Genomic DNA, 20,059 nt, shown 5'->3' with positions numbered 1-20,059 from the left:
ATGAACACGAAACGATTCCACAAGCTGCTCATCGCCAACCGCGGCGAAATCGCCATCCGCATCGCCCGCGCCGCAGGCGAGCTCGGCCTGCCCACGGTGGCGGTGCATTCGAAGGACGATGCCGCGTCGCTGCACCTGCGGCACGCGGACGAGGTGGTCGCGCTCGACGGTGTCGGCGCGCGCGCCTACCTCGACATCGACGCGATCGTCGGTGCGGCGAAGGCCGCCGGCTGCGATGCGCTGCACCCGGGCTACGGCTTTCTCAGTGAGAACCCGGCGCTGGCGCGGCGCTGCGCGGCAGAGGGCATCCGTTTCGTGGGGCCCCGCGTGGAGGCGCTGGAGCTGTTCGGCGACAAGGTGCGCGCGAAGCAGCTCGCGAACGAGTGCGGCGTGCCGCTGATCGCTGGAAGCGGCGGTCCGGTGGGCCTCGAGGAGGCGCGCGCCTTCCTTGCCGGGCTGGGCGAGGGCGGCGCGATGATGATCAAGGCAGTGGCCGGCGGCGGCGGGCGCGGCATGCGCGCTGTGCGCAGCGCGGCCGATCTGGACGAGGCCTACGCGCGCTGCCGCTCCGAGGCGCTCGCCGCGTTCGGCAGCGGCGAGGTCTACGTCGAGCGCCTGGTGCTCGACGCGCGCCACATCGAGATCCAGATCGTCGGCGATGCGCACGGCGGCGCGATGCACCTCTGGGAGCGCGAGTGCACCATCCAGCGCCGGCACCAGAAGCTCATCGAGATTGCGCCCAGCCCCACGCTGGGCCCGGCGCTGCGCGAGCGCATCACCAGCGCCGCGCTGGCGCTCGCATGGGCCGCCCGCTACGACAACCTGGGCACCTTCGAGTTCCTGGTCGACGCCAGCGCCGACCCCGCGTCGCCGGAGGCCTTCGCGTTCATCGAAGCCAATCCCCGGCTGCAAGTGGAGCACACGGTCACCGAGCAGGTCTTTGGCGTGGACCTGGTGCAGGCGCAGATCCGGATTGCCGCCGGCGCCACGCTTGCCTCGCTGGGCCTGGACCAGGCGACGCTGCCGCGCCCGCGCGGCCACGCGATCCAGCTGCGCGTGAACATGGAGACGATGGACGAGACCGGCGCCACGCATCCGTCGGCCGGCACCCTGCAGGCCTTCCAGCCGCCGTCCGGCCCGGGCATCCGCGTCGACAGCTTCGGCTATCCCGGCTATCGGGTGAGCTCGTCCTTCGACTCGCTGCTGGCCAAGGTGATCGCGCATTCGCCGTCGCCGCGGTTCGAGGACGCGGTCGCCAAGGCGCGGCGCGCGCTGCGCGAATTCCGCATCGACGGGGTCGCCACCAACATCGGCTTCCTGGAGGCGCTGCTCGCGCATCCGGTGGTCGCCGCCAACGGCGCCAACACGCGCTTCATCGACGAGCACGCGGCGCAGCTGGTCGCCTCCGCCGCGCGGGGCCAGCGGCTGTATGCCGAGTCCCCGGACGATCCGGCGCGGCACGACGCTGCCCAGTCCGCTGCCAGCCCCGCGGCACGCGCGCTGCATGCGCCGGTGGGAACGGTGGCGGTGACCGCGCCGCTGCAGGGCACCGTGGTCAGCATCGACATCGAACCCGGGCGCACGGTGCGAGCTGGCGAGCAGATCGCGGTGCTCGAGGCCATGAAGATGGAGCACGTGGTCTGCGCCGAAGTCGCCGGCATGGTCCGGGTGCTGGCCACCGAGCCGGGCATCACGCTGATGCCGGGCGAGGCGATCGCCTTCATCGAGCCGGCCGAGGTGCACGCCGGCGAGGCGGTGCAGGCTGCGGCCGCCGACCCGGACCACGTCCGCGCCGACCTCGCCGAATCGATCGAGCGCCACGCGCTGACCCGCGACGAGCGCCGGCCCAAGGCGGTCGCCAGGCGCCGCGCCACCGGCCAGCGCAGCGCGCGCGAGAACCTCGACCAGCTCTTCGACGAGGACAGCTTCGCCGAGTACGGAGCGCTGGCGATCGCCGCGCAGCGCAAGCGCCGCAGCATCGAGGACCTGATCGAGAACACGCCGGCCGACGGAGTGATCGCGGGCACCGGCACGGTCAACGCCGAGCACTTCGGCGAGGAGCGCGCGCGCTGCATGGGCGTCATCTACGACTACTCGGTGCTGGCCGGCACCCAGGGCCAGATGAACCACAAGAAGCAGGACCGGATGTTCAGGCTCGCCGAGAAATGGCGGATGCCGGTGGTGCTGTACGCAGAGGGCGGCGGCGGCCGTCCGGGCGACACCGAGCGGCTGGGCCTCACCGGCCTGGACAACCACACCTTCTCCGGCTTCGCGCGCCTGTCTGGCCTGGTGCCGCTGGTGGGCGTCGTGTCCGGTTACTGCTTCGCCGGCAACGCCGCGCTGCTGGGCTGCTGCGACGTCATCATCGCCACCCGCAACGCGTCGATCGGCATGGGCGGACCGGCGATGATCGAGGGCGGCGGACTGGGCGTCTACCGTCCGGAGGAGGTCGGCCCGACGCGCTTCCAGTCGCCCAACGGCGTCATCGACGTGCTGGTGGAGGACGAGGTCGAAGCCACCGATGCCGCCCGCAAGTACCTGTCCTACTTCCAGGGGACCCGCAGCGACTGGAGCTGTCCTGACCAGCGGATGCTGCGCCACGCGATCCCGGAGAACCGGCTGCGCGTCTACGACGTGCGCGCGGTGATCGACCTCCTCGCGGACAGCGGCTCGGTGCTGGAGCTGCGCCGCGAGTTCGGCATCGGCATCGTCACGGCCTTCATCCGGATCGAGGGCCGGCCGATGGGGCTGATCGCCAACAACCCGCACCACCTGGGCGGCGCGATCGACGCCGAGGCGGGCGACAAGGCGGCGCGTTTCATGCAGCTGTGCGACGCCTTCGATCTGCCGATCCTTTCGCTGTGCGATACCCCGGGCTTCATGGTGGGGCCCGAAGCCGAGAAGAGCGGCGTGGTGCGCCACGTGTCGCGGATGTTCGTCAATGGCGCAAGCCTCACCGTGCCCTGGTTCACCGTGGTGCTGCGCAAGGGCTACGGCCTGGGTGCGCAGGCGATGGCCGCCGGCGGCTTCCACGACTCGGTGTTCACGATCGCGTGGCCCACCGGGGAATTCGGCGGCATGGGGCTCGAGGGCTTCGTGCGGCTGGGCTACCGGAAGGAAATGGAAGCGATCGCCGATCCCGCCGAGCGCCAGGCCTGGTACGAGGCGATGGTCGCGAAGAAGTACGAGGAGGGGAAGGCGCTGTCGATCGCCTCGGTGCTCGAGATCGACGAGGTCATCGACCCCGCCGAGACCCGGCGCTGGGTGATGGCCGGGCTGCGCTCGGTGCCGCGCCCGGCGCCGCGCGAGGGCCGCAAACGTCCCTGCATCGATGCCTGGTGAGGGCTCCGCGCTGCGATAATCCTGGCCATCCCCACCATCAGCGCATCCGCCCTCCAGACGCCACCGCGGCGGAGGGCCGCGCCGGCGCACCATGAGATCGCTGAAGCAGCTGTTCGAAAACAACCGGGCCTGGGCGGAGCGCATCCTGGCCCAGGATCCCGAATTCTTCGAGAACCTCTCCCGGCAGCAGTCGCCCAAGTACCTCTGGATCGGCTGCTCCGACAGCCGCGTTCCGGCCAACGAGATCATCGGCCTGCCGCCGGGCGCGGTCTTCGTCCACCGCAACGTGGCCAACGTGGTCGTGCACACCGACCTGAACTGCCTGTCGGTGATGCAGTTCGCCATCGACGTGCTCAAGGTCGAGCACATCATGGTGGTCGGCCACTACGGCTGCGGCGGCGTGCGCGCTGCACTGCGGCAGGACCGGGTCGGGCTCTCCGACAACTGGATCCGGCACGTGCAGGACGTGCATGAGCGCCACCCGCAGCGGATCCGGCCGCTGTACCACGAGCATCATCAGGTGGACCGGCTCTGCGAGCTCAACGTCATCGAGCAGGTGCGCAACGTCAGCCGGACCACCATCGTTCGCGACGCCTGGGAACGCGGGCAGGACGTGACGGTGCACGGCTGGATCTACGCGCTCAAGGACGGGCTGCTGCGCGACCTGGGCGTGACCGCCAGCGATCCGAAGCAGGCGGTGGAAACCTATGAGGCGGCGCTCAACGCCCTGGGCTGACCGGAAAACCCGGTATGCAGCCGGTCAGGCCGCCGGCCGGGGCTCCCGCAGACGCGCCGCTTGCTGCGCTGCGGCACCGGATACTGGAAACCCTCCGGTATCGCTCGTCGGAGAGCGCATGCTAGATTGACCCCGCACATCCATGATGTCCTGGCGATACGCACACGCGGAGCGACCGGGACCGGGGGAGACAATGCTTCGATTTCGCGCACTTCCGGAAAACCCGGTATGCCCGCTCCACGGGCAGTGCCCTGATTCTGTCCGGCCCGGCCCGCGCGCCGGCGCCGCATCGCGCAGGGCGTTCCGCTGATGCGCGCCTACACGCTGCGCAGGCTGCTCGCGCTGCTGCCCACGCTGTTCATCGCGAGCCTCATCGTGTTCATCACGGTGCGGATGATCCCCGGCGATGTCATCGACATGATGCTCAGCCAGAACGACATCAGCGCCGACAAGCTCAGCCGCGACCAGCTCACCGCCGCGCTCGGGCTCGATCGGCCGATGCTCGAGCAGTACCTGATCTGGGTCTCTTCGATGCTGCGCGGTGACCTCGGCGCTTCCCTCTGGCAGGGCACCCCGGTGACCGAGATGCTGCTGGCGCGGCTGCCGGTCACCTTCGAGCTCGGCCTGCTCGCGCTGCTGGTGGCACTTGCGCTGGCGCTGCCCATCGGCATCTATTCGGCGATCCGCCAGGACAGCGCGGGCGACTTCTTCGCCAGGTCCTTCGCCATCCTGCTGCTGGCGGTGCCCAGCTTCTGGCTGGGCACCATGGTGATGGTCTTCCCGTCGATCTGGTGGGGCTGGTCGCCTGAGGTTGCCCACGTGAAGTTCTTCGACGATCCGGTGCAGAACATCAAGCAGATGATGGTGCCGGCAGCGGTGCTGGGCGCGGCGCTCGCCGCGGTCACCATGCGGATGACGCGCACGATGATGCTCGAGGTGCTGCGCCAGGACTACATCCGCACCGCCTGGGCCAAGGGACTGAACGAGCCGCTGGTGGTGACGCGGCACGCGCTGCGCAACGCGCTGATCCCGGTGGTCACGCTGATCGGCCTGCAGGCGCCGCTGCTGATCGGCGGCGCGGTCATCATCGAGCAGATCTTCGTCATTCCCGGGATGGGGCTGCTGCTGCTCGAGGCCGTCACCCAGCGCGACTACCCGGTCATCGCAGGCGTGTTCCTGGTGGTGGGAGTGGCGGTGATGCTGATCAACCTGGTCGTGGATCTCAGCTACGGCCTGCTCGACCCCCGCGTGAGGCATCGCTGATGAGCGCCAACCCCGTCATCGCCGCCGCGCCGCCGCTCGCCGCCGCACCGGCGCGCCCCGCAGGCCTGATCCGCCGGCTGCTGCGCGACAAGCCCATGGGCGCGGTCGCCGGCGCCGTCTTCCTGCTTTTCCTGTTCTGCGGCGTGTTCGCCGACTTCATCGCGCCCTACGGCTACAACGAGATCAACCCGCTGAACCGGATGAAGCCGCCGTCCTGGGACTATCCCTTCGGCACCGACCACCTCGGCCGCGACGTGCTGTCGCGCTGCCTGTATGGCGCGCAGCTGTCGGTGATCATCGGGCTGTCCGCCGCGGCGCTGGCCACCATCATCTCGGTGGTGATCGGCATCTTCACCGGCTTCCTGGGCGGACGCTTCGACATGGTCACCCAGCGCTTCGTCGACGGCTGGATGAGCTTCCCGGACCTGGTGATCCTGATCGTCGTGGTGTCCGTGATCGGGCCGGGAATGCCGCAGATCATCGGCACCCTCGGCCTGCTGCTGGGCATCGCCGGTTCGCGGATCATCCGCAGCGCAGTGGTGTCGGTGCGCGAGAACATGTACGTGCACGCGGCGCAGTCGATCGGCGCGTCCACCGGCCGCATCCTGTGGAAGCACATCCTGCCCAACGTCATCCCGCCGATCATCGTGCTGTTCACCACCCGGGTGGGCGCGGTGATCCTCGCCGAATCCGGACTGTCCTTCCTGGGCCTGGGCGTTCCGCCGCCCGCGCCCACCTGGGGCGGAATGCTGTCCGGCAGCGGCCGCACCTACATGTTCCAGGGCCCATGGCTCGCGCTTGCCCCAGGGCTGTGCCTGACCGTGGTCGTCTACGCAACCAACATGTTCGGCGACGCGCTGCGCGATCTCCTGGATCCGCGGATGCGCGGTTCGCGCTGAACGCCGCACACCACTGCTGTTGGCAACACGAGCCGGCTCCCGTCCGGCCGCAAGGAGGAGACACATGAAGACGACGAGCAGGTTCAAGCGCGGACTTTCCGCCCTCGCAGTCGGCGCCGCGCTTGCGGCCGGGTCCGCCCCGGCGGCAGCGCAGCCGGCCAAGCCGCAGTACGGCGGCACGCTGAACATCGGCATGGTCTATCTGACGCTCGCGCCGCTCACCTGGGATCCCACCGACTGGGCCTGGAAGTTCCAGCAGGACACCGGCACTTTCTATGAGCAGCTGTTCGCAGCCGACCTCTCCAAGGCCCAGCGCAACGGCGGCCCGCACGCCTTCCGTGCCGACGCCTGGCTGCCCTCGGACGCCATCCGCGGCGAGCTGGCGCAGAGCTGGGAGATGAAGGAGAACCCGCTGCGCGTCGAGGTGAAGCTGCGCAAGGGCGTGATGTTCCCCGACAAGCCGGGCGTGATGAAGTCGCGCGAGCTGGTCGCCCAGGACGTCGTCGACACCTTCGAGCGCCTGGACAAGAGCCCGAAGAAGGTGCCCACCTACTTCGACCACATCGAGAAGGTGGAAGCCCCCGACAGCCACACCGTGGTGTTCAGGATGAAGGAGTTCAACGCCGAATGGGACTACCGCTTCGGCTGGGGCTACTTCTCCGGCATCGTGCCGCGCGAGGTGGTGGCGGCCGGCGCGAAGGACTGGAAGAACGCCAACGGCACCGGCCCCTTCATGCTCACCGACTACGTGCAGGGCAACGCGGTGACGCTGACCAAGAACCCGATCTACTGGGACAAGGAGAAGATCGGCGGCCAGGAGCACAAGCTTCCCTTCGTCGACAAGATCGTCTACCGCACGATCAAGGACGAGGCCACCTACCTGACCGCGCTGCGCACCGGCAAGCTCGACGTGCTCGAGGGAATCCGCTGGAGCGCGGTCGAGGAACTGAAGAAGAACGCGCCTGCGCTCAAGTGGGTTCGCAGCCTGGACAACGGCGGCACCTTCATCGCGCTGCGGGTCGACACCAAGCCCTTCGACGACATCCGCGTGCGCCGCGCGCTGAACATGGCGGTCAACAAGCAGGAGATCGTCAAGGCCTACTACAACGGCAACGCCGAACTGTTCGCGTACCCGATGCACCCGGACTACAAGGGCTACTTCGAGCCGCTCGACAAGATGCCCAAGGCCGCGCAGGAGCTCTTCGAGTACAACCCGGAGAAGGCCAAGCAGCTGCTTGCCGAGGCCGGCTTTCCGAAGGGCTTCAGCTTCAAGGTCCAAGTCAATGCCAACTCTCCCGACCACATGGACCTGCTGCCGCTGGTGGCGGCCTACCTCGAGCGGGTCGGCGTGAAGATGGAGATCCAGACCATGGAGTACGGCGCCTTCCTGTCGGCGATGACCACCAAGACGCATGCTGCCGGCTACATGATGCGCAACGGCCACACCAACCCGACCACCTCGGTGCGCAAGAGCTTCGTCAGCAAGCAGACCTGGAATCCGTCGATGTGGGCCGACCCGGAGTTCGACAAGCGGATGCACGCCGCCTACCTCGAGCGTGACGAGAGCAAGCGCCAGCTGCTGATCAAGCTGATGACCCGCGACATCGTCGAGAAGGCGCCCTACATCTGGCTGCCCACTCCCTACGTGAGCACCGCGTGGTGGCCCTGGGTTCAGAACTACGGCGGAGAGCTGCGCGCCGGCGCCGAGCGCCCGGGTCCGATCCACGCGAGGATGTGGATCGACCAGGCGATGAAGAAGAAGATGGGCTTCTGAGCGACGGCCGGCGCGCGATGTCCGATCCCCTGCTCAGCGTCCGCGACCTGACCACCCGCTTCCGAACGGAACGCGGGACGGTCACGGCCGTGGATCGTGTGTCCTTCGACGTGGAGGCCGGCGAGACGCTCGCGATCGTCGGCGAGTCCGGCTCCGGCAAGAGCGTCACCGCGATGTCGATCCTGCGGCTCATCCCGACGCCGCCGGGCCGGATCGAGAGCGGCGAGATCATGTTCGACGGGCAGGATCTGCTGAAGCTGTCCGACGCCGGCATCCGTGCGGTGCGGGGCGACCGGATCGCGATGATCTTCCAGGAGCCGATGTCCTCGCTGAACCCGGCAATCACCATCGGCAGGCAGGTCGCCGAGCCGATCAACCTGCACCGGGGCACGCCCTGGGGCAAGGCGATCGGCATGGCACGCGACCTGCTCGCCAAGGTGCACATCCCGGATGCTGAATCGCGGGTGTCGGCCTACCCGCACCAGTTCTCGGGCGGGATGCGGCAGCGGGCGATGATCGCCATGGCGCTGGCCTGCAACCCGCAGCTGATCATCGCCGACGAGCCGACCACCGCGCTGGACGTCACCGTCCAGGCCCAGATCCTCGACCTGCTCAAGGAGCTGGCCGGCGGCACCCGTTCGGCGCTGATCCTGATCACGCACGACCTCGGCGTGGTCGCGCGCTATGCCGACCGGGTCGTCGTGATGTACGGCGGCCGAGTGGTGGAATCCGCTCCGGCCACCGAGCTCTACGCGCGGCCGCGCCATCCATACACACGCGGGCTGATGGCCTCGGTGCCCAAGGTGGACGGCGACACCAACCAGCGCCTGGTGCCGATCGAGGGCCAGCCGCCCGACCTCGCGGCCCTGCCGCCCGGCTGCGCGTTTGCGCCGCGCTGCCGCCATGCCACCGAGCGCTGCGCCAGCGAACGGCCCGAGTTGCGCGACATCGGCGCGCGCCATCGGGTCGCCTGCCTGTTCGATCTCTGAAGCCGCCAACCCGATGACCACCACCTCACAAGCCGCCGCCTCCGACGACCTGCTGCGGGTCGACGACCTCAAGGTGCACTTCCCGGTGACCAGCGGCGTCCTCTTCAAGAAGCAGGTGGCCAGCGTGCGCGCGGTCGACGGCGTGTCCTTCACGCTCAAGCGCGGCGAGACGCTCGGCCTGGTCGGCGAGAGCGGCTGCGGCAAGTCGACCACCGGCCTGGCCGTGCTGCGGATGCTGGAGCCCACCGCGGGCCGCATCGAGTTCGAGGGCACCGACATCACGCACTTCAGCAAGGAGCAGATGCGTCCGCTGCGACGGCGGATGCAGATGGTCTATCAGGATCCCTACGGCTCGCTGAATCCGAGGATGCGGGTGCGCGACATCGTCGGCGAACCGCTCGAAGTCCATGGCCTCGACAAGGATCGCGCTGCCTACCGGGATCAGGTTGCGGAACTGCTGCGCACAGTCGGCCTGCTGCCTGACATGGCAGAACGCTATCCGCACGAGTTCTCCGGCGGCCAGCGCCAGCGCATCGGCATCGCCCGCGCGCTCGCGCTCGAGCCTTCGCTGATCGTCTGCGACGAGCCGGTATCCGCGCTCGACGTCTCGATCCAGGCGCAGGTGGTCAACGTCTTCGTCGAGCTGCAGGAGCGCCTCGGGCTGTCCTACCTGTTCGTCGCACACGACCTGGCCGTGGTGCGGCACGTCAGCGACCGCATCGCAGTGATGTACCTGGGACGGATCGCCGAGATCGCGCCGCGCGACGAGATCTACCGCGAGCCGCTGCATCCGTACACGCGGGCGCTGATGGCCGCAGTGCCGGTCGCCGATCCTGTGGTCGAAGCCCGGCGCGAGCGGATCACGCTGCAGGGCGAGGTGCCCAGTCCGCTCAATCCGCCGGCCGGCTGCCGATTCAATCCGCGCTGCACTCAGGCGATGGACATCTGCCGCAGCGTGGAGCCGGTGCTCACCGACCTCGGTGGCGGCCGCTCCGTGGCCTGCCACCTGTATCCCGCCACGACCCCATGAACGCCCGGCGGGAGGCCGCTGCGGCAGCCTCCCTGATCACGCCTGCGCCGCCAGCGAAGTCCGGCGCGGGGCGCGGGGTGCGGCGCCGCGCGGTGCTCGACGCCGCCGCCCGGCTCTTCAACCGGCGCGGACTGCGCGGCGCCACGCTGGCTGAAGTCGCCGCCGACGTCGGCCTGGCGACGAACAGCATCACCTACTATTTCCGGCGCAAGGAGGACCTGGCGGTCGCCTGCCTGCTCGAGGCGATCGAGGCGGTGGTCGCGATCGCCGACGAAGCGGCGATACACCCCACCGGGCTGCAGCGCGCCCAGGCCTTCATCGACGGCTACCTGCGGCTGCTCGCCGACATCGACTCGGGCCGTCGCGGGGAACTTGTCCGCTTCCACGACATCCGGGCGCTCGAGCCCGGTCACCGCGCCCAGGTGGTCGCCGCCTACGTTCCGATGTTCCGCCGCGTGCGGGTGCTGCTGGGCAGACCGGACGGGTCGCCGCGGACGCTGCGTGCGTTGAACGCACGCACTCTGCTGCTGCTGACGATGGCCTTCTGGTCGCGCGTCTGGATCCGCCGCTACGCGCTCGCCGACTACCCGCTGGTGGCCGCCCGCATCGGCGACATCCTGTCGGGCGGGCTCGCCAGGCCCGGCACGACATGGTCGCCGCCGCGCTGGACCGGTGCGTCGCCGCTGGAGGATCCGGCAGAGGACGCAATGCGCGCCGCATTCCTTAAGGCTGCCACGCTGCTGCTCAACGAGCAGGGTTACCGCGGCGCCTCGATCGACCGGATCTCCGCGCGGATCAACCTGACCAAGGGCGCCTTCTACCATCACCATGCCGACAAGGACGAGCTGATCTCGGCCTGCTTCGAGCGCAGCTTCGCCGCGATCCGCCGCGCACAGCGTTCAGCGGCGGATGGAGGCAGCGGCTGGGACCGGCTGTTGCGGGTGGCCGGCACCCTCGCCTGCCATCAGCTCTCGGATTCCGGCCCGCTGCTGCGCTTTACCTCGCGCAGCGCGCTGCCGGAAGAGATGCGCGCCAAGGCGCGCCGCACCATGGACCGGCTGACCCAGCGCTACGGGCACATCATCGTCGACGGCATCGCCGATGGCTCGATGCGGCCGGTGGACCCGTCGATCGCGGCAGACATGGTCACCGGCGCGATCAACGCGGTGGTCGAACTTGGCCACTGGCTGCCGGGCTTCGACGTGGACGAGGCGCTGGACTTGTTCCTTCGGCCGCTGATGCTCGGGCTCGAAAGCGATACGCTTGCGGGTTGATCACTGCGAGAGGTTCCAATTGAAATTCAGGATAGCCGAGAATTCCCTGTTTGCGATCCTGCTGCGCTCGAACTGGTGGGTGAGCTTCCTCGTGGCCGGCGGCATCGTGCTGCTTTCCAGCCTGCTGCTTCCCGCGCAGTTCATCGTCTACGGGGCGATCGTCGCTGCGCCCTTCCTGGTCATCGGCTTCATCGCTGCGTGGCGGCAGCTCCAGGCGCCTGGCGCGGCCAGCATCGCCGCGACAGTGGAGCGGGTGGCGGCCATGAGCCGGGAGGAACTGACTGCCGCGCTGGAGGAGGGCTTCCGCAGGGAGGGGCACACGGTGTCGCGAATCGATTCCCCCGGCGCCGACCTCGAGCTGACCCGGGGCGGCCGCACGGTGCTGGTGTCCTGCCGCCGCTGGAAGGCCGGCCGCACCGGGGTGGAGCCGCTGCGCGAGCTGCAGGCGCTGCGCGAGGCCCGCAACGCGCAGGGTGCAAGCTGCGTGGCGATCGGCGAAGTCACCGACACCGCCCTCGCCTTCGCAGCCAGGCACGGCATTGCGCTGATGCAGGGGCCGGAGCTGACGGCGCTGCTGCGGGGCAAGGCCCTCAGCCGCCGCGCCTGACGCCCGGGTTCGCCGCGGACGGCGCGGCGGGCGCCGGCCCGCCCGAAAGCGCCGAGCCCGGCGCCGCTCCGCCCGTCAGCGCCGCGCCCGGCCCTGTCCCGCCAGCGGGCTGCCAGGACGTGAACCGCACCGCCGCCGCCATCGACAGGCCGTAGGTGATCATCGCCACCGCCGCCAGCACGAAGTACTGCCAGGCGGGGGCGCCGCGCGAGGCCAGCCAGAGCCCCGCGAGGCCAGCCACCGCCAGCCGCATCGTTCCCGCCATCACCGGCCCGAGCATCCGGCCCGCGCCCTGCGACGAGAAGTAGAGCGTGAGGCCGGCGCACATCACCGCGAAGGCCGGTCCACCGATGCGCAGGTACTGCCGCGCAACGTCCAGCACCGCCTCGTCGCGGCTGAACATCCGCGCCCACAGGTCAGGGAACACCGCCACCAGCAGGCCGATCGCCGCAGTCACCGCCCCGGCCACCAGCGCCGCGGTCCAGGCCACCCGCCGTGCGCGCGCGACGTCGCCCGCGCCGATCGCCATCCCGACCATCGGCACCGAAGCCACGCCCACGCCGAAGGAGATGGTGGTCACCAGGAACTCCAGGCGCTGGCCGATCGAATAGCCCGCCAGTGCCACCTCGCCCAGGCGCGCCACCAGCGCGGTGAACACCAGCATGGTCAGCACCGTCTGCACCGGGGACAGGCAGGCCAGCGCACCCACTCTCAGAATGTCGGAAAGCAGCTCCCGACGCACCTGGAAACGCTCGAAGGCCAGCGTCAGCCGGGCCCGGCCGCCGGTCAGGCACCAGGCGAAGAAGGCCACGCCGGCTACGTGAGCAAGCACGTGACCCAGCGCGACACCCACCATTCCCAGCCCGGGAATCGGGCCCGCTCCGAACGCGAACAGCCCGCCCAGCAGGGTCTGCAGCACGCCAATGCCGACGATTCCGGTCGAGGGCACCCGCATGTTTCCGGTGCCGCGCAGCACCGACGCGAGCGTGTTGCTGGTCCAGACCAGCAGCGCCCCGCTGAACAGCACCGTGGAGTAGTGGACCGCTTCGTCGAGAACCGCGCCGTGCCCGCCCAGCGCACGGTAGAGCAGCGGACCGAAACCCAGGAACAGCAGCGAATACACCACCCCCATCGACACGCCGATCAGGATCGAGTGCAGCGCCAGCGTGCGCGCCCGTGCGGCGTCCGATGCGCCGAAGGCGCGCGCGATCGCCGACGACACGCCGCCGCCCATCGCCCCTGCCGACATCGTGCTGGTGAGGATCGCAAACGGAAAGACCAGGCCCAGCGCTGCCAGCGGCGTGGTGCCAAGGCGCCCCACGTAGAAGGTCTCGGCGATGCCGACCATCACCGTGACCACCATTGCGATCACGTTGGGGACCGACAGTCGCAGCAGGGTCGACAGGATCGGGCCGTTGCGCAGCCGGTCGATATCCAGTCCACCCGCCATCAGCGGAGGTCCGTCGGGAGGTGGTCGGGCAGCAGCGGCATGGCTCGGCGCAAGGGTGGGGATCCGTCAAGAGTGCCACGCCCGCATGCCCCGGCCCATCCGCAGCGGTCCGTTCGGTGCAGGACGAGGAGCGGACCTGCCTCAGGGACGCAGGCTCGTCCCGCGAGGGCGTCGGACGGAAGACGCAGGCGCGATCCCCGCCAGGATCAGCGCAGCTCGGCCAGCGTTGCGTCGATCAGTTCGCGCGCAATGCTCAACTGCGGCGGCAGCTGGGGCAGCGCCTCGGGCGCGAACCACTGCGCATCCGCAAGCTCGGCAGGGTCCGGGTTCAGCTCGCCCCCGGCGTACTCGGCACGAAAGGCGATCATCAGCGAGTTCGGGAAGGGCCAGCTCTGGCTGCCGAAGTAGCGCAGGTCGCGCACCTCGATGCCCACCTCCTCGTAGACCTCGCGCGCCACGGACTCCTCGACCGACTCCCCTGCCTCGACGAAGCCGGCCAGCGCGCTGTAGCGACCAGGCGGAAAAGTGACCCCGCGCCCCAGCAGCAGCTCCCGACCGCGCGTCACCAGCACCATCATCGCCGGCGAAATCCTCGGATAGGACACCAGCCCGCAGGCAGGACAGCGCCTGGCCCGCTCATGACCCAGCTGCTCGGTCGGGGTGCCGCAGGCGCCGCAGAACCGATGCGTCCGGTCCCACTCGAGCACCTGCACCGCGCGCATCGCAATCGAAAGGGTGGCGTCGTCCAGCACACCGAACCAGTTGCGCAAGCCAGAGGCCCGCAGCCCCTGCGGCAGGTGGGCCGGCGCATAGCCGTCGTCCAGTGCCACCGCGACGTGCGCCCGGCCCTCGTGACGTCCGATCGGATGCACCCGCGCCGCCGTGAGCCCGATGCTTCGGTACATCCGCCAGGGCAGCGCACCGGGCGTGTCGCCAAACAGCACCAGCGAATCGCGAACGAAGACATGGGCGATCGCGTCGTCGTCCAGCACGGCGTCGAGGACGGCTCGGAATCCGGCAGGGGTTCTGATCATGGGATGGCTAGGTTCATCGAAGACGCTGGAGCCGGATCTTACGCCGAAGACACGGGGTTTTGCATGGGTTTTTGAAGGGCGACACCAGTCGAACTGTGGATAACAACCCTACATCAGCTGCTTCTATTGTGGATAACTCGAGCATCCACCCATGTTTTCCACAATCTCAAAAGAAGTGAACATTTGGACAGTGCAGTTATACACATACCAAGGTCGGCTGAAGACCCGCACCATTGCAGGCGTCGTACAGGTTCTCCACTGAAACCGGCCTCCTACAACAACAACATCATCTTTAAAGATAAACAACCATACTGAAGATCATCAGGACAGCGGATGCGTGAAGCTGAGCTCATGTCCGTCGGGGTCGGTGATGTGGAAGTAGCGTTCGCGCCACACTGCGTCGCGCGGGGAGAAGTCGGGCTGGAGACCGCGTGCGCAGATGTGCCGGTGGAACACATCGACATCGGCCACCTGGAAGATGAGACGACCCCACCAGGACCATTCGCGGCCCTCAGTGCCTTCGGCAATCAGGTTGAGGTGGACATCGCCGGCGCGCAGGCTGCAGAAGCTCGCGTCAGGACCGCCCCTGTGCAGAGAAAAGCCCAGTTCGAGGTAAAAAGCGAGGGCGCGCGCCATGTCGTGCGTGGCCAGGGTGACTGCGCTGAGGGTCTGGATCCCGGCGGCGGCTTCCATCCCGGGGAGGTCCTGCCGGTCGCGATGCGGAAGCGGTTCGCTGCCCATGATGCGTTCCTCCCAAGAAGGCTCCAAAATAGTCCCGACCGGCCCTTGAGAGAACGCAAAACCGTGACAGCACCGCACCACCAGCTCTGCGAGCAGCGCTGGTTCGAAGATTTCCAGCTCGGCGAGCGCTTCCTGCTGCCCTCGCGGACGCTGACGGAGGCGCTGTTCGCGGCCTTCCAGCTGGCCAGCGGCGACAACCATCCTTCGCACTACGACGTCGAGTACTGCCGCGCGCATGGCGGACCGGGACTGCTCGCGCACGGCTTCCAGGTGCTGGTGCAGACCGCCGCCGGAGCAGGGCTCTTTCCGCACATGGTCGAGGATTCGATGAAGGGTTTCATCGAGCAGAGCAGTCGCTTCCTAAAGCCTGTTTTCGCAGGAGATACGCTCTATTGCACGCTTGAAGTATGCGAATTGTCACCAGGTCGGACGACCGGAGTGATCGCGTTGGGGTCCAGCGTGCGCAACCAGCGCGACGAGCTGGTGATGGACGGCGTGCAGAAATATCTGCTGAGGAAGCGGCCCGCGTGAGCGGCGATCGCCCCAGCGACACACGATAGGCGACGCGGCGACGCGGTCCTATCCAGGGAATCGCGCCGGATTCTTACTGGTCGCTCCCATCCTGCCGGGAGACGACAATGGCCGTTCGCTTTGCAACGCCAGGTCCGCTCTCGGCCCCAGTTCGCCGCCTCTCCGAACTGCACGGTCTGCCAGGCATTCCGCTCGTCCCGACGTGATCACCTCACTGCTGCGCGACCGTCCGGATGGCTGGCGTCGAATGCGCTCGATGGCCGAAGTGATCCGGGTCACCGAGCGCCTGCACAAGCGGCTGGACCAGGCGGCCCGGCTCGACGAACGGCTGGACCTGCAGGACCTGATGACCAGCTATACCGTGGATGTGACGGCTGGCCTGGCTTTCGGAATCGACGTGAACACGCTCGAGGTTCCGGAGGACGTGCTGCGCGGGCACATGAACCACATCTTTCCGATGCTCATGAAGCGGATGAACGCCCCGTTTCCCTAGTGGCGATACCTCAGGCTTCCATCCGACCGCGCCGGTTGCGGGAGCGACGGGTGGCCAGCATCGCCCGCGATTTCAGGCTCGTCGAGGTGGGAACCGCCGATGGGGCCAGCCCGCAGGAGCGGCTCGCCTTCACGATGGCTGCCGAGAGCCTGGGAATGCGGGCTGCGACCCGCCTGGCAGGCTGATTGCCCGGTCGCTCAGTCTTTCGGCGCGAACCAGAGCTGGCGGCTGAACGCGACCGGACGTCCCTGCGCGTCGAACAGCGCAGTGCCGGCGTGCAGCTTGCGGCCGTCGCGCTCCAGCGGCCAGGCCGCCACCACGTAGGGCTCGCCGGGCCGCACCTCGCCGACGATTGCCAGGGTGATTCGGCCGGTCAGCAGGCCGGTGTTGTCGCCGCCCAGTCGACGGCCCCAGGCGAACCCGGCGGGACAGTCCAGCGCGGTCCAGACGATCTCGGCGGGAATGCCGCCGTCCGGGTCCGCGAAGACCCCGTGAGGAGTCCAGTCGCTTGCGACGAGGTCGTCGTCGCCGATCGCGCTCGGCACGATGCGCAGGCCTTCGTGGGGCTCGCGTTCCATGCCGCAGCCGAAGCAGTGCAGATAGGCGTTGCCGCTGCCGCGCGCCGAGCGCATCCGCCCGATGGCGCCTGCGGCCCGCGCCTGCTCGAGCGTGGGCGCAGCAGGCAGTTCGAGTTCCAGCGCAACGCCGGCCGCCCGGGCGAGCAGTTGATCGCCGTCCATGAGGGTGACGGCGCCGTCCGCTTCGTCTTTCACCTGCAGCGGGCGGTCCAGCGGCAGGGCGGCACGCAGCGTGACCTCGACCGCGGCCGCGCCGGGGCGGCGTCGAAGCAGTTCACGGGCGAGCAGACCGGCCACGTAGCCGCCATTGCCGGAGGTGGGCGGGCCGTTGAAATGGCGGGATACGATGAAACGGTCGGTCATTGCCCTGGGTTTCGTTGGGTTCCGGGAAGGCGCTGGCGGCGCCTCAGCTTCCCTTGAATGCCGGCGTGCGCTTCTCGACGAAGGCCTTGAACGCCTCGATTCGGTCCTCTGTCTTGAAGAGCCGGCCATGCTTCTCGGACTCGAGCGCGATGTAGTCGGAGAAGCCCATCTTTTCGGCGGCGACGAAGTTTTCCTTCATTGCGCTCAAAGCCAGCGGAGCTGCGCGGCCGAGCCGGTCCGTCAGCGCCTGGAGGTCGGCGTCGAACTCGCCGGCCTTGCTGACGCGGGAGACGAGACCGATGCGCAGCGCCTCGGCCGCATCGAACTTGCCGGGCATGAAGTAAAGCTCGCGCGCCTTGGCTGCGCCGACCAGCCGGGGCAGGGTCCAGGGCCCGCCCATGTCGCCGGCCACCCCGACGTCCAGGAAGGCGGTGTTGAAACGCGCCGTCTCTGAGGCGATCCGCAGATCGCAGGCGCAGGCCCAGCCGAAGCCCGCGCCGGCGCAGGCGCCGGAGATCGCGGCCACCGTGACCGCCTGCATCTCGTGCAGCAGAACGGCCACCTCGAACTGGCGCACCGGGGTCGAGGCCGGGCGTTCGCCGGGGGCGGTGTAGTGCTTCAGGTCCGCGCCCGGGCAGAAGTCGGCGCCCTCGCCGCGCAGCACAAGCACGCGCGCCTGCGGATCCCTGGAGATCTCGACCAGCGCCTCGTGCAGATCGGCCATCATCTGCGGGGTGATGGCGTTTCGATTTGCCGGCCGGTTCAGCCAGAGGGTCCGCACGCCGCCTTCGCGCGCGACACGGATGGTTTCGTACGCCTTGCTCACTGTCCTTCTCCCTTCCACGCGGCGAACCGGGGCGGCCGCCGTTCGATGAACGATTTCGCGCCTTCGGCGGCATCCGGATGGCGCAGCGCATCGGTCATCAGCGCGTCCGACTCGAGTGCCGCCTGGTCGAAGCCGCATTCGAGGTGCCGGTGGACCTGCGCCTTGATGGTCGCAATCGCGCGCGGCGACACCGTCGCCGCCATCTGCTCTACGTAGTCCTGGACTTCGTCGAGCAGGCGCTTGGCGGGCACCACGCGGTCCGCGAGGCCGATGCGCAGGGCCTCCTCGGCTTCCAGCTTGCGCGAGCTCCACAGCAGGTCCAGCGCGCGGCCCAGCCCCACCATCCGCGGCAGCAGCCAGCTGGTGCCGTGCTCGGCGATCAGTCCCCGCTTGGAGAACACCGTGATCAGGCTGGCGTCCTCGGCCATGAAGCGCAGGTCGCACATCATCGCCAGCACGAAGCCGCCGCCGGCGCCGACGCCATTGATCGCGGCGATCACGGGCTTGGAGATGTCGAGCAGGAAACTGAACAGCGCCGGCCGGGCGCGCGCGCCTTCGCTTCGTGCGCGCTGCGGAGAATTGCCCTGCGTGTGCGCCGACAGCACGCTCATGTCGATGCCGGCGCAGAAGCCCCTGCCCTCGCCGGTGATGCAGATCGCGAACACCTCCGGGTCGGCCTCGGCTTCTCGCGCGCGGCGCTCGATCCCGGCGATCATCGGATAGGTGATTGCGTTGAGCGCATCGGGCCGTTCTAGCCGGATGATCGCCAGCGGTCCGCGGCGTTCGTAGCCGACGTGTTCTTGTTCTTCCATCGAGCGTCCCTCCCCCGTCCATCGGGTGCCGGACCATGCTAGTGGAAAGCCCTCTTGCGTCGCTTGCGCGTTGACGTGAAAGCGGACTGTGCCGGTCCGTGGGATGCCGCTATGCTCTCTCGGATCATCCGAACCAGGGAGGCAAGCGCGTGTCCGAGAAGCCGTACAAGGGTCTCAAGGTGGTCGACCTGACGACCACGATCGCCGGGCCTTACTGCACCCGCCTGCTCGCCGACCTCGGCGCGGAAGTGATCAAGGTGGAGGCGCCCGAAGGCGACATGATGCGCAGCCGTCCGCCGATGCGTGACGGGCACAGCAATCCGTTCGGGCAGCTCAACGCGGGCAAGCACAGCGTGGTGCTGGACCTCAAGTCGGTCGAGGGCGTGGAGGCGGTGCGCAAGCTTGCCGCGCAGGCGGACCTGCTGGTCGAAAACTTCCGCCCCGGCGTGACGGCACGCCTGGGGATCGATTATCCGAAGCTCGCCGCGTCGAACCCGCGGCTGATCTACTGCTCGATCTCGGGCTACGGCCAGACCGGACCGTCGGCAGGCGCGCCGGCCTACGCGCCGGTCGTGCACGCGGCCTCCGGCTACGACCGGGCCCACCTGAGCTACCAGGAAGAAGGGCGCGATCGTCCAGACTGGTGCGGCATCTTCACTGCCGATGTGCTCTCCGGGCTGTATGCGTTCGCCGCGATCGGCCCCGCGCTGCACCTGCGCGAGCGCACCGGCCGCGGACAGTTGATCGACGTGTCGATGCTCGAATCGATGCTGTCGCTGTGCCTGAACGAGGTGCAGTTCGCGCAGGCGGGCGGCTCGCCTGTGCGCATGTTCGGCCCTACGAAGACCGCGGACGGCTACGTGATGGCAGCGGTGGCCAGCGAGAAGAGCTTCGTCACGCTGTGCGAGGCCGCCGGCCGGCCCGAACTCGCCAGAGATCCGCGCTTCGAGGACTACATGGAGCGACGTCGCAACTGGCCGAAGTTCGTCGAAGAACTGGAGAAGTGGTCGACCACGCTGAGCACTGCCGAGTGCATGGCGGTGTTCGACCGTTTCGGCGTGCCGGCGTCACCGTATCGCACCGTCGCCGAGGTGCTGCACGACCCGCAACTGGAGCATCGCCACGCGCTGGCCACGGTGAGCGACCCCGGCGGCGAGTACAAGGTGATGAACGCGCCGTTCCGGATCTCGGGCGCCGACGTCACGGTGGGGCGGCACGTGCCGGGGCTGGGGGAGCACACGCGGGAGGTGCTGGCGTCGCTGGGGCTGAGGCCGCTGGATGAGGATCTCAGCGGGGGGTGACGGTGCGATCGTCATT

Annotated in this window: 19 protein-coding genes; 13 read left to right on the top strand and 6 right to left on the bottom strand. The window is 68.8% G+C overall.

From position 1 onward, the window contains the following. The 9 genes from HNQ70_RS13975 (at position 1) to HNQ70_RS13935 (ending at position 11,914) form a co-directional block, all read left to right on the top strand. Positions 1 to 3,342, top strand: a complete 3,342-nt coding sequence (locus tag HNQ70_RS13975) for a carboxyl transferase domain-containing protein (protein WP_183968640.1) — start codon at positions 1 to 3, stop codon at positions 3,340 to 3,342. A 91-nt stretch (positions 3,343 to 3,433) separates the two neighbouring features. Continuing rightward, positions 3,434 to 4,078 carry a carbonate dehydratase gene (gene can / locus HNQ70_RS13970; protein WP_183968638.1) on the top strand — a complete coding sequence of 215 codons (645 nt, stop codon included), beginning with the start codon at positions 3,434 to 3,436 and terminating at the stop codon, positions 4,076 to 4,078. A 309-nt stretch (positions 4,079 to 4,387) separates the two neighbouring features. Continuing rightward, a complete protein-coding gene (locus HNQ70_RS13965; protein ID WP_183968636.1) occupies positions 4,388 to 5,341 on the top strand; it encodes an ABC transporter permease in 954 nt (317 codons plus the stop codon). Continuing rightward, the gene (locus HNQ70_RS13960; RefSeq protein WP_183968634.1) at positions 5,341 to 6,240 is read left to right on the top strand and encodes an ABC transporter permease; all 900 of its coding nucleotides are present in this window, start codon (positions 5,341 to 5,343) and stop codon (positions 6,238 to 6,240) included. Before HNQ70_RS13965 ends, HNQ70_RS13960 begins: the two co-directional genes overlap by 1 nt. 64 nt (positions 6,241 to 6,304) lie before the next feature. After that, positions 6,305 to 8,014, top strand: a complete 1,710-nt coding sequence (locus HNQ70_RS13955) for an ABC transporter substrate-binding protein (RefSeq protein ID WP_183968632.1) — start codon at positions 6,305 to 6,307, stop codon at positions 8,012 to 8,014. Between the two features lie 17 nt (positions 8,015 to 8,031). After that, positions 8,032 to 9,003, top strand: coding sequence for an ABC transporter ATP-binding protein (locus HNQ70_RS13950; RefSeq protein WP_183968630.1), 972 nt, complete (start codon positions 8,032 to 8,034; stop codon positions 9,001 to 9,003). Between the two features lie 13 nt (positions 9,004 to 9,016). After that, positions 9,017 to 10,033 carry an ABC transporter ATP-binding protein gene (locus HNQ70_RS13945; protein ID WP_183968628.1) on the top strand — a complete coding sequence of 339 codons (1,017 nt, stop codon included), beginning with the start codon at positions 9,017 to 9,019 and terminating at the stop codon, positions 10,031 to 10,033. Continuing rightward, positions 10,030 to 11,307 (top strand): TetR/AcrR family transcriptional regulator, encoded by a 1,278-nt coding sequence (locus tag HNQ70_RS13940; RefSeq protein ID WP_183968626.1) that lies wholly within the window; start codon positions 10,030 to 10,032, stop codon positions 11,305 to 11,307. Before HNQ70_RS13945 ends, HNQ70_RS13940 begins: the two co-directional genes overlap by 4 nt. Positions 11,308 to 11,326: 19 nt before the next feature. Beyond that, entirely contained in the window at positions 11,327 to 11,914 is a 588-nt protein-coding gene (locus HNQ70_RS13935) for a restriction endonuclease (RefSeq protein ID WP_183968624.1), read from the top strand. Here the strand turns inward: HNQ70_RS13935 and HNQ70_RS13930 are convergent. The 3 genes from HNQ70_RS13930 to HNQ70_RS13920 all read right to left on the bottom strand — a co-directional run bounded on the left by HNQ70_RS13930 (position 11,898) and on the right by HNQ70_RS13920 (position 15,139). Further along, entirely contained in the window at positions 11,898 to 13,364 is a 1,467-nt protein-coding gene (locus tag HNQ70_RS13930; protein ID WP_183968622.1) for an MATE family efflux transporter, read from the bottom strand. The two genes, HNQ70_RS13935 and HNQ70_RS13930, sit on opposite strands and share 17 nt — an antisense overlap. A gap of 206 nt (positions 13,365 to 13,570) precedes the next feature. After that, positions 13,571 to 14,398, bottom strand: coding sequence for an NAD(+) diphosphatase (gene nudC / locus HNQ70_RS13925; protein ID WP_183968620.1), 828 nt, complete (start codon positions 14,396 to 14,398; stop codon positions 13,571 to 13,573). Positions 14,399 to 14,719: 321 nt separating this feature from the next. Then, positions 14,720 to 15,139: a VOC family protein gene (locus HNQ70_RS13920; RefSeq protein ID WP_246434962.1), complete on the bottom strand. Its 420-nt coding sequence runs from the start codon at positions 15,137 to 15,139 to the stop codon at positions 14,720 to 14,722. 63 nt (positions 15,140 to 15,202) lie between these two features. Between HNQ70_RS13920 and HNQ70_RS13915 the strand changes: the two genes are divergently transcribed. The 3 genes from HNQ70_RS13915 (at position 15,203) to HNQ70_RS20430 (ending at position 16,348) form a co-directional block, all read left to right on the top strand. Beyond that, positions 15,203 to 15,670, top strand: a complete 468-nt coding sequence (locus HNQ70_RS13915; protein ID WP_343060789.1) for a MaoC family dehydratase — start codon at positions 15,203 to 15,205, stop codon at positions 15,668 to 15,670. Positions 15,671 to 15,926: 256 nt separating this feature from the next. Further along, positions 15,927 to 16,163: a hypothetical protein gene (locus tag HNQ70_RS13910; RefSeq protein ID WP_221302815.1), complete on the top strand. Its 237-nt coding sequence runs from the start codon at positions 15,927 to 15,929 to the stop codon at positions 16,161 to 16,163. A gap of 50 nt (positions 16,164 to 16,213) precedes the next feature. After that, positions 16,214 to 16,348 carry a hypothetical protein gene (locus HNQ70_RS20430; RefSeq protein ID WP_281381629.1) on the top strand — a complete coding sequence of 45 codons (135 nt, stop codon included), beginning with the start codon at positions 16,214 to 16,216 and terminating at the stop codon, positions 16,346 to 16,348. Positions 16,349 to 16,360: 12 nt separating this feature from the next. Here the strand turns inward: HNQ70_RS20430 and HNQ70_RS13905 are convergent, their stop codons facing one another. From HNQ70_RS13905 to HNQ70_RS13895, 3 genes are read right to left on the bottom strand one after another with little or no spacing between them, the layout of a single operon-like run. Continuing rightward, the gene (locus tag HNQ70_RS13905; protein WP_183968614.1) at positions 16,361 to 17,104 is read right to left on the bottom strand and encodes a hotdog family protein; all 744 of its coding nucleotides are present in this window, start codon (positions 17,102 to 17,104) and stop codon (positions 16,361 to 16,363) included. A gap of 43 nt (positions 17,105 to 17,147) precedes the next feature. Beyond that, the gene (locus tag HNQ70_RS13900; RefSeq protein ID WP_183968612.1) at positions 17,148 to 17,930 is read right to left on the bottom strand and encodes an enoyl-CoA hydratase-related protein; all 783 of its coding nucleotides are present in this window, start codon (positions 17,928 to 17,930) and stop codon (positions 17,148 to 17,150) included. Further along, positions 17,927 to 18,742 carry an enoyl-CoA hydratase-related protein gene (locus tag HNQ70_RS13895; protein WP_183968610.1) on the bottom strand — a complete coding sequence of 272 codons (816 nt, stop codon included), beginning with the start codon at positions 18,740 to 18,742 and terminating at the stop codon, positions 17,927 to 17,929. The genes HNQ70_RS13900 and HNQ70_RS13895 overlap by 4 nt, the downstream gene beginning before the upstream one ends. Positions 18,743 to 18,891: 149 nt before the next feature. Between HNQ70_RS13895 and HNQ70_RS13890 the strand changes: the two genes are divergently transcribed. Beyond that, a complete protein-coding gene (locus HNQ70_RS13890; RefSeq protein ID WP_221302814.1) occupies positions 18,892 to 20,043 on the top strand; it encodes a CoA transferase in 1,152 nt (383 codons plus the stop codon). Positions 20,044 to 20,059: the final 16 nt, after the last annotated feature.

It is taken from the genome of Quisquiliibacterium transsilvanicum, from assembly GCF_014202215.1.
Taxonomy (GTDB): domain Bacteria; phylum Pseudomonadota; class Gammaproteobacteria; order Burkholderiales; family Burkholderiaceae_E; genus Quisquiliibacterium; species Quisquiliibacterium transsilvanicum.
This window is presented reverse-complemented; position numbering and strand designations above follow the sequence as displayed.

Excerpts from the sequence above, each read along its gene's own strand:
- HNQ70_RS13975 (WP_183968640.1), top strand. The coding sequence starts at position 1 with ATGAACACGAAACGATTCCACAAGCTGCTCATCGCCAACCGCGGCGAA.
- can (WP_183968638.1), top strand. The coding sequence starts at position 3,434 with ATGAGATCGCTGAAGCAGCTGTTCGAAAACAACCGGGCCTGGGCGGAG.
- HNQ70_RS13965 (WP_183968636.1), top strand. The coding sequence starts at position 4,388 with ATGCGCGCCTACACGCTGCGCAGGCTGCTCGCGCTGCTGCCCACGCTG.
- HNQ70_RS13960 (WP_183968634.1), top strand. The coding sequence starts at position 5,341 with ATGAGCGCCAACCCCGTCATCGCCGCCGCGCCGCCGCTCGCCGCCGCA.
- HNQ70_RS13955 (WP_183968632.1), top strand. The coding sequence starts at position 6,305 with ATGAAGACGACGAGCAGGTTCAAGCGCGGACTTTCCGCCCTCGCAGTC.
- HNQ70_RS13950 (WP_183968630.1), top strand. The coding sequence starts at position 8,032 with ATGTCCGATCCCCTGCTCAGCGTCCGCGACCTGACCACCCGCTTCCGA.
- HNQ70_RS13945 (WP_183968628.1), top strand. The coding sequence starts at position 9,017 with ATGACCACCACCTCACAAGCCGCCGCCTCCGACGACCTGCTGCGGGTC.
- HNQ70_RS13940 (WP_183968626.1), top strand. The coding sequence starts at position 10,030 with ATGAACGCCCGGCGGGAGGCCGCTGCGGCAGCCTCCCTGATCACGCCT.
- HNQ70_RS13930 (WP_183968622.1), bottom strand. The coding sequence starts at position 13,364 with ATGGCGGGTGGACTGGATATCGACCGGCTGCGCAACGGCCCGATCCTG.
- nudC (WP_183968620.1), bottom strand. The coding sequence starts at position 14,398 with ATGATCAGAACCCCTGCCGGATTCCGAGCCGTCCTCGACGCCGTGCTG.
- HNQ70_RS13920 (WP_246434962.1), bottom strand. The coding sequence starts at position 15,139 with ATGGGCAGCGAACCGCTTCCGCATCGCGACCGGCAGGACCTCCCCGGG.
- HNQ70_RS13910 (WP_221302815.1), top strand. The coding sequence starts at position 15,927 with ATGGCCGAAGTGATCCGGGTCACCGAGCGCCTGCACAAGCGGCTGGAC.
- HNQ70_RS13905 (WP_183968614.1), bottom strand. The coding sequence starts at position 17,104 with ATGACCGACCGTTTCATCGTATCCCGCCATTTCAACGGCCCGCCCACC.
- HNQ70_RS13895 (WP_183968610.1), bottom strand. The coding sequence starts at position 18,742 with ATGGAAGAACAAGAACACGTCGGCTACGAACGCCGCGGACCGCTGGCG.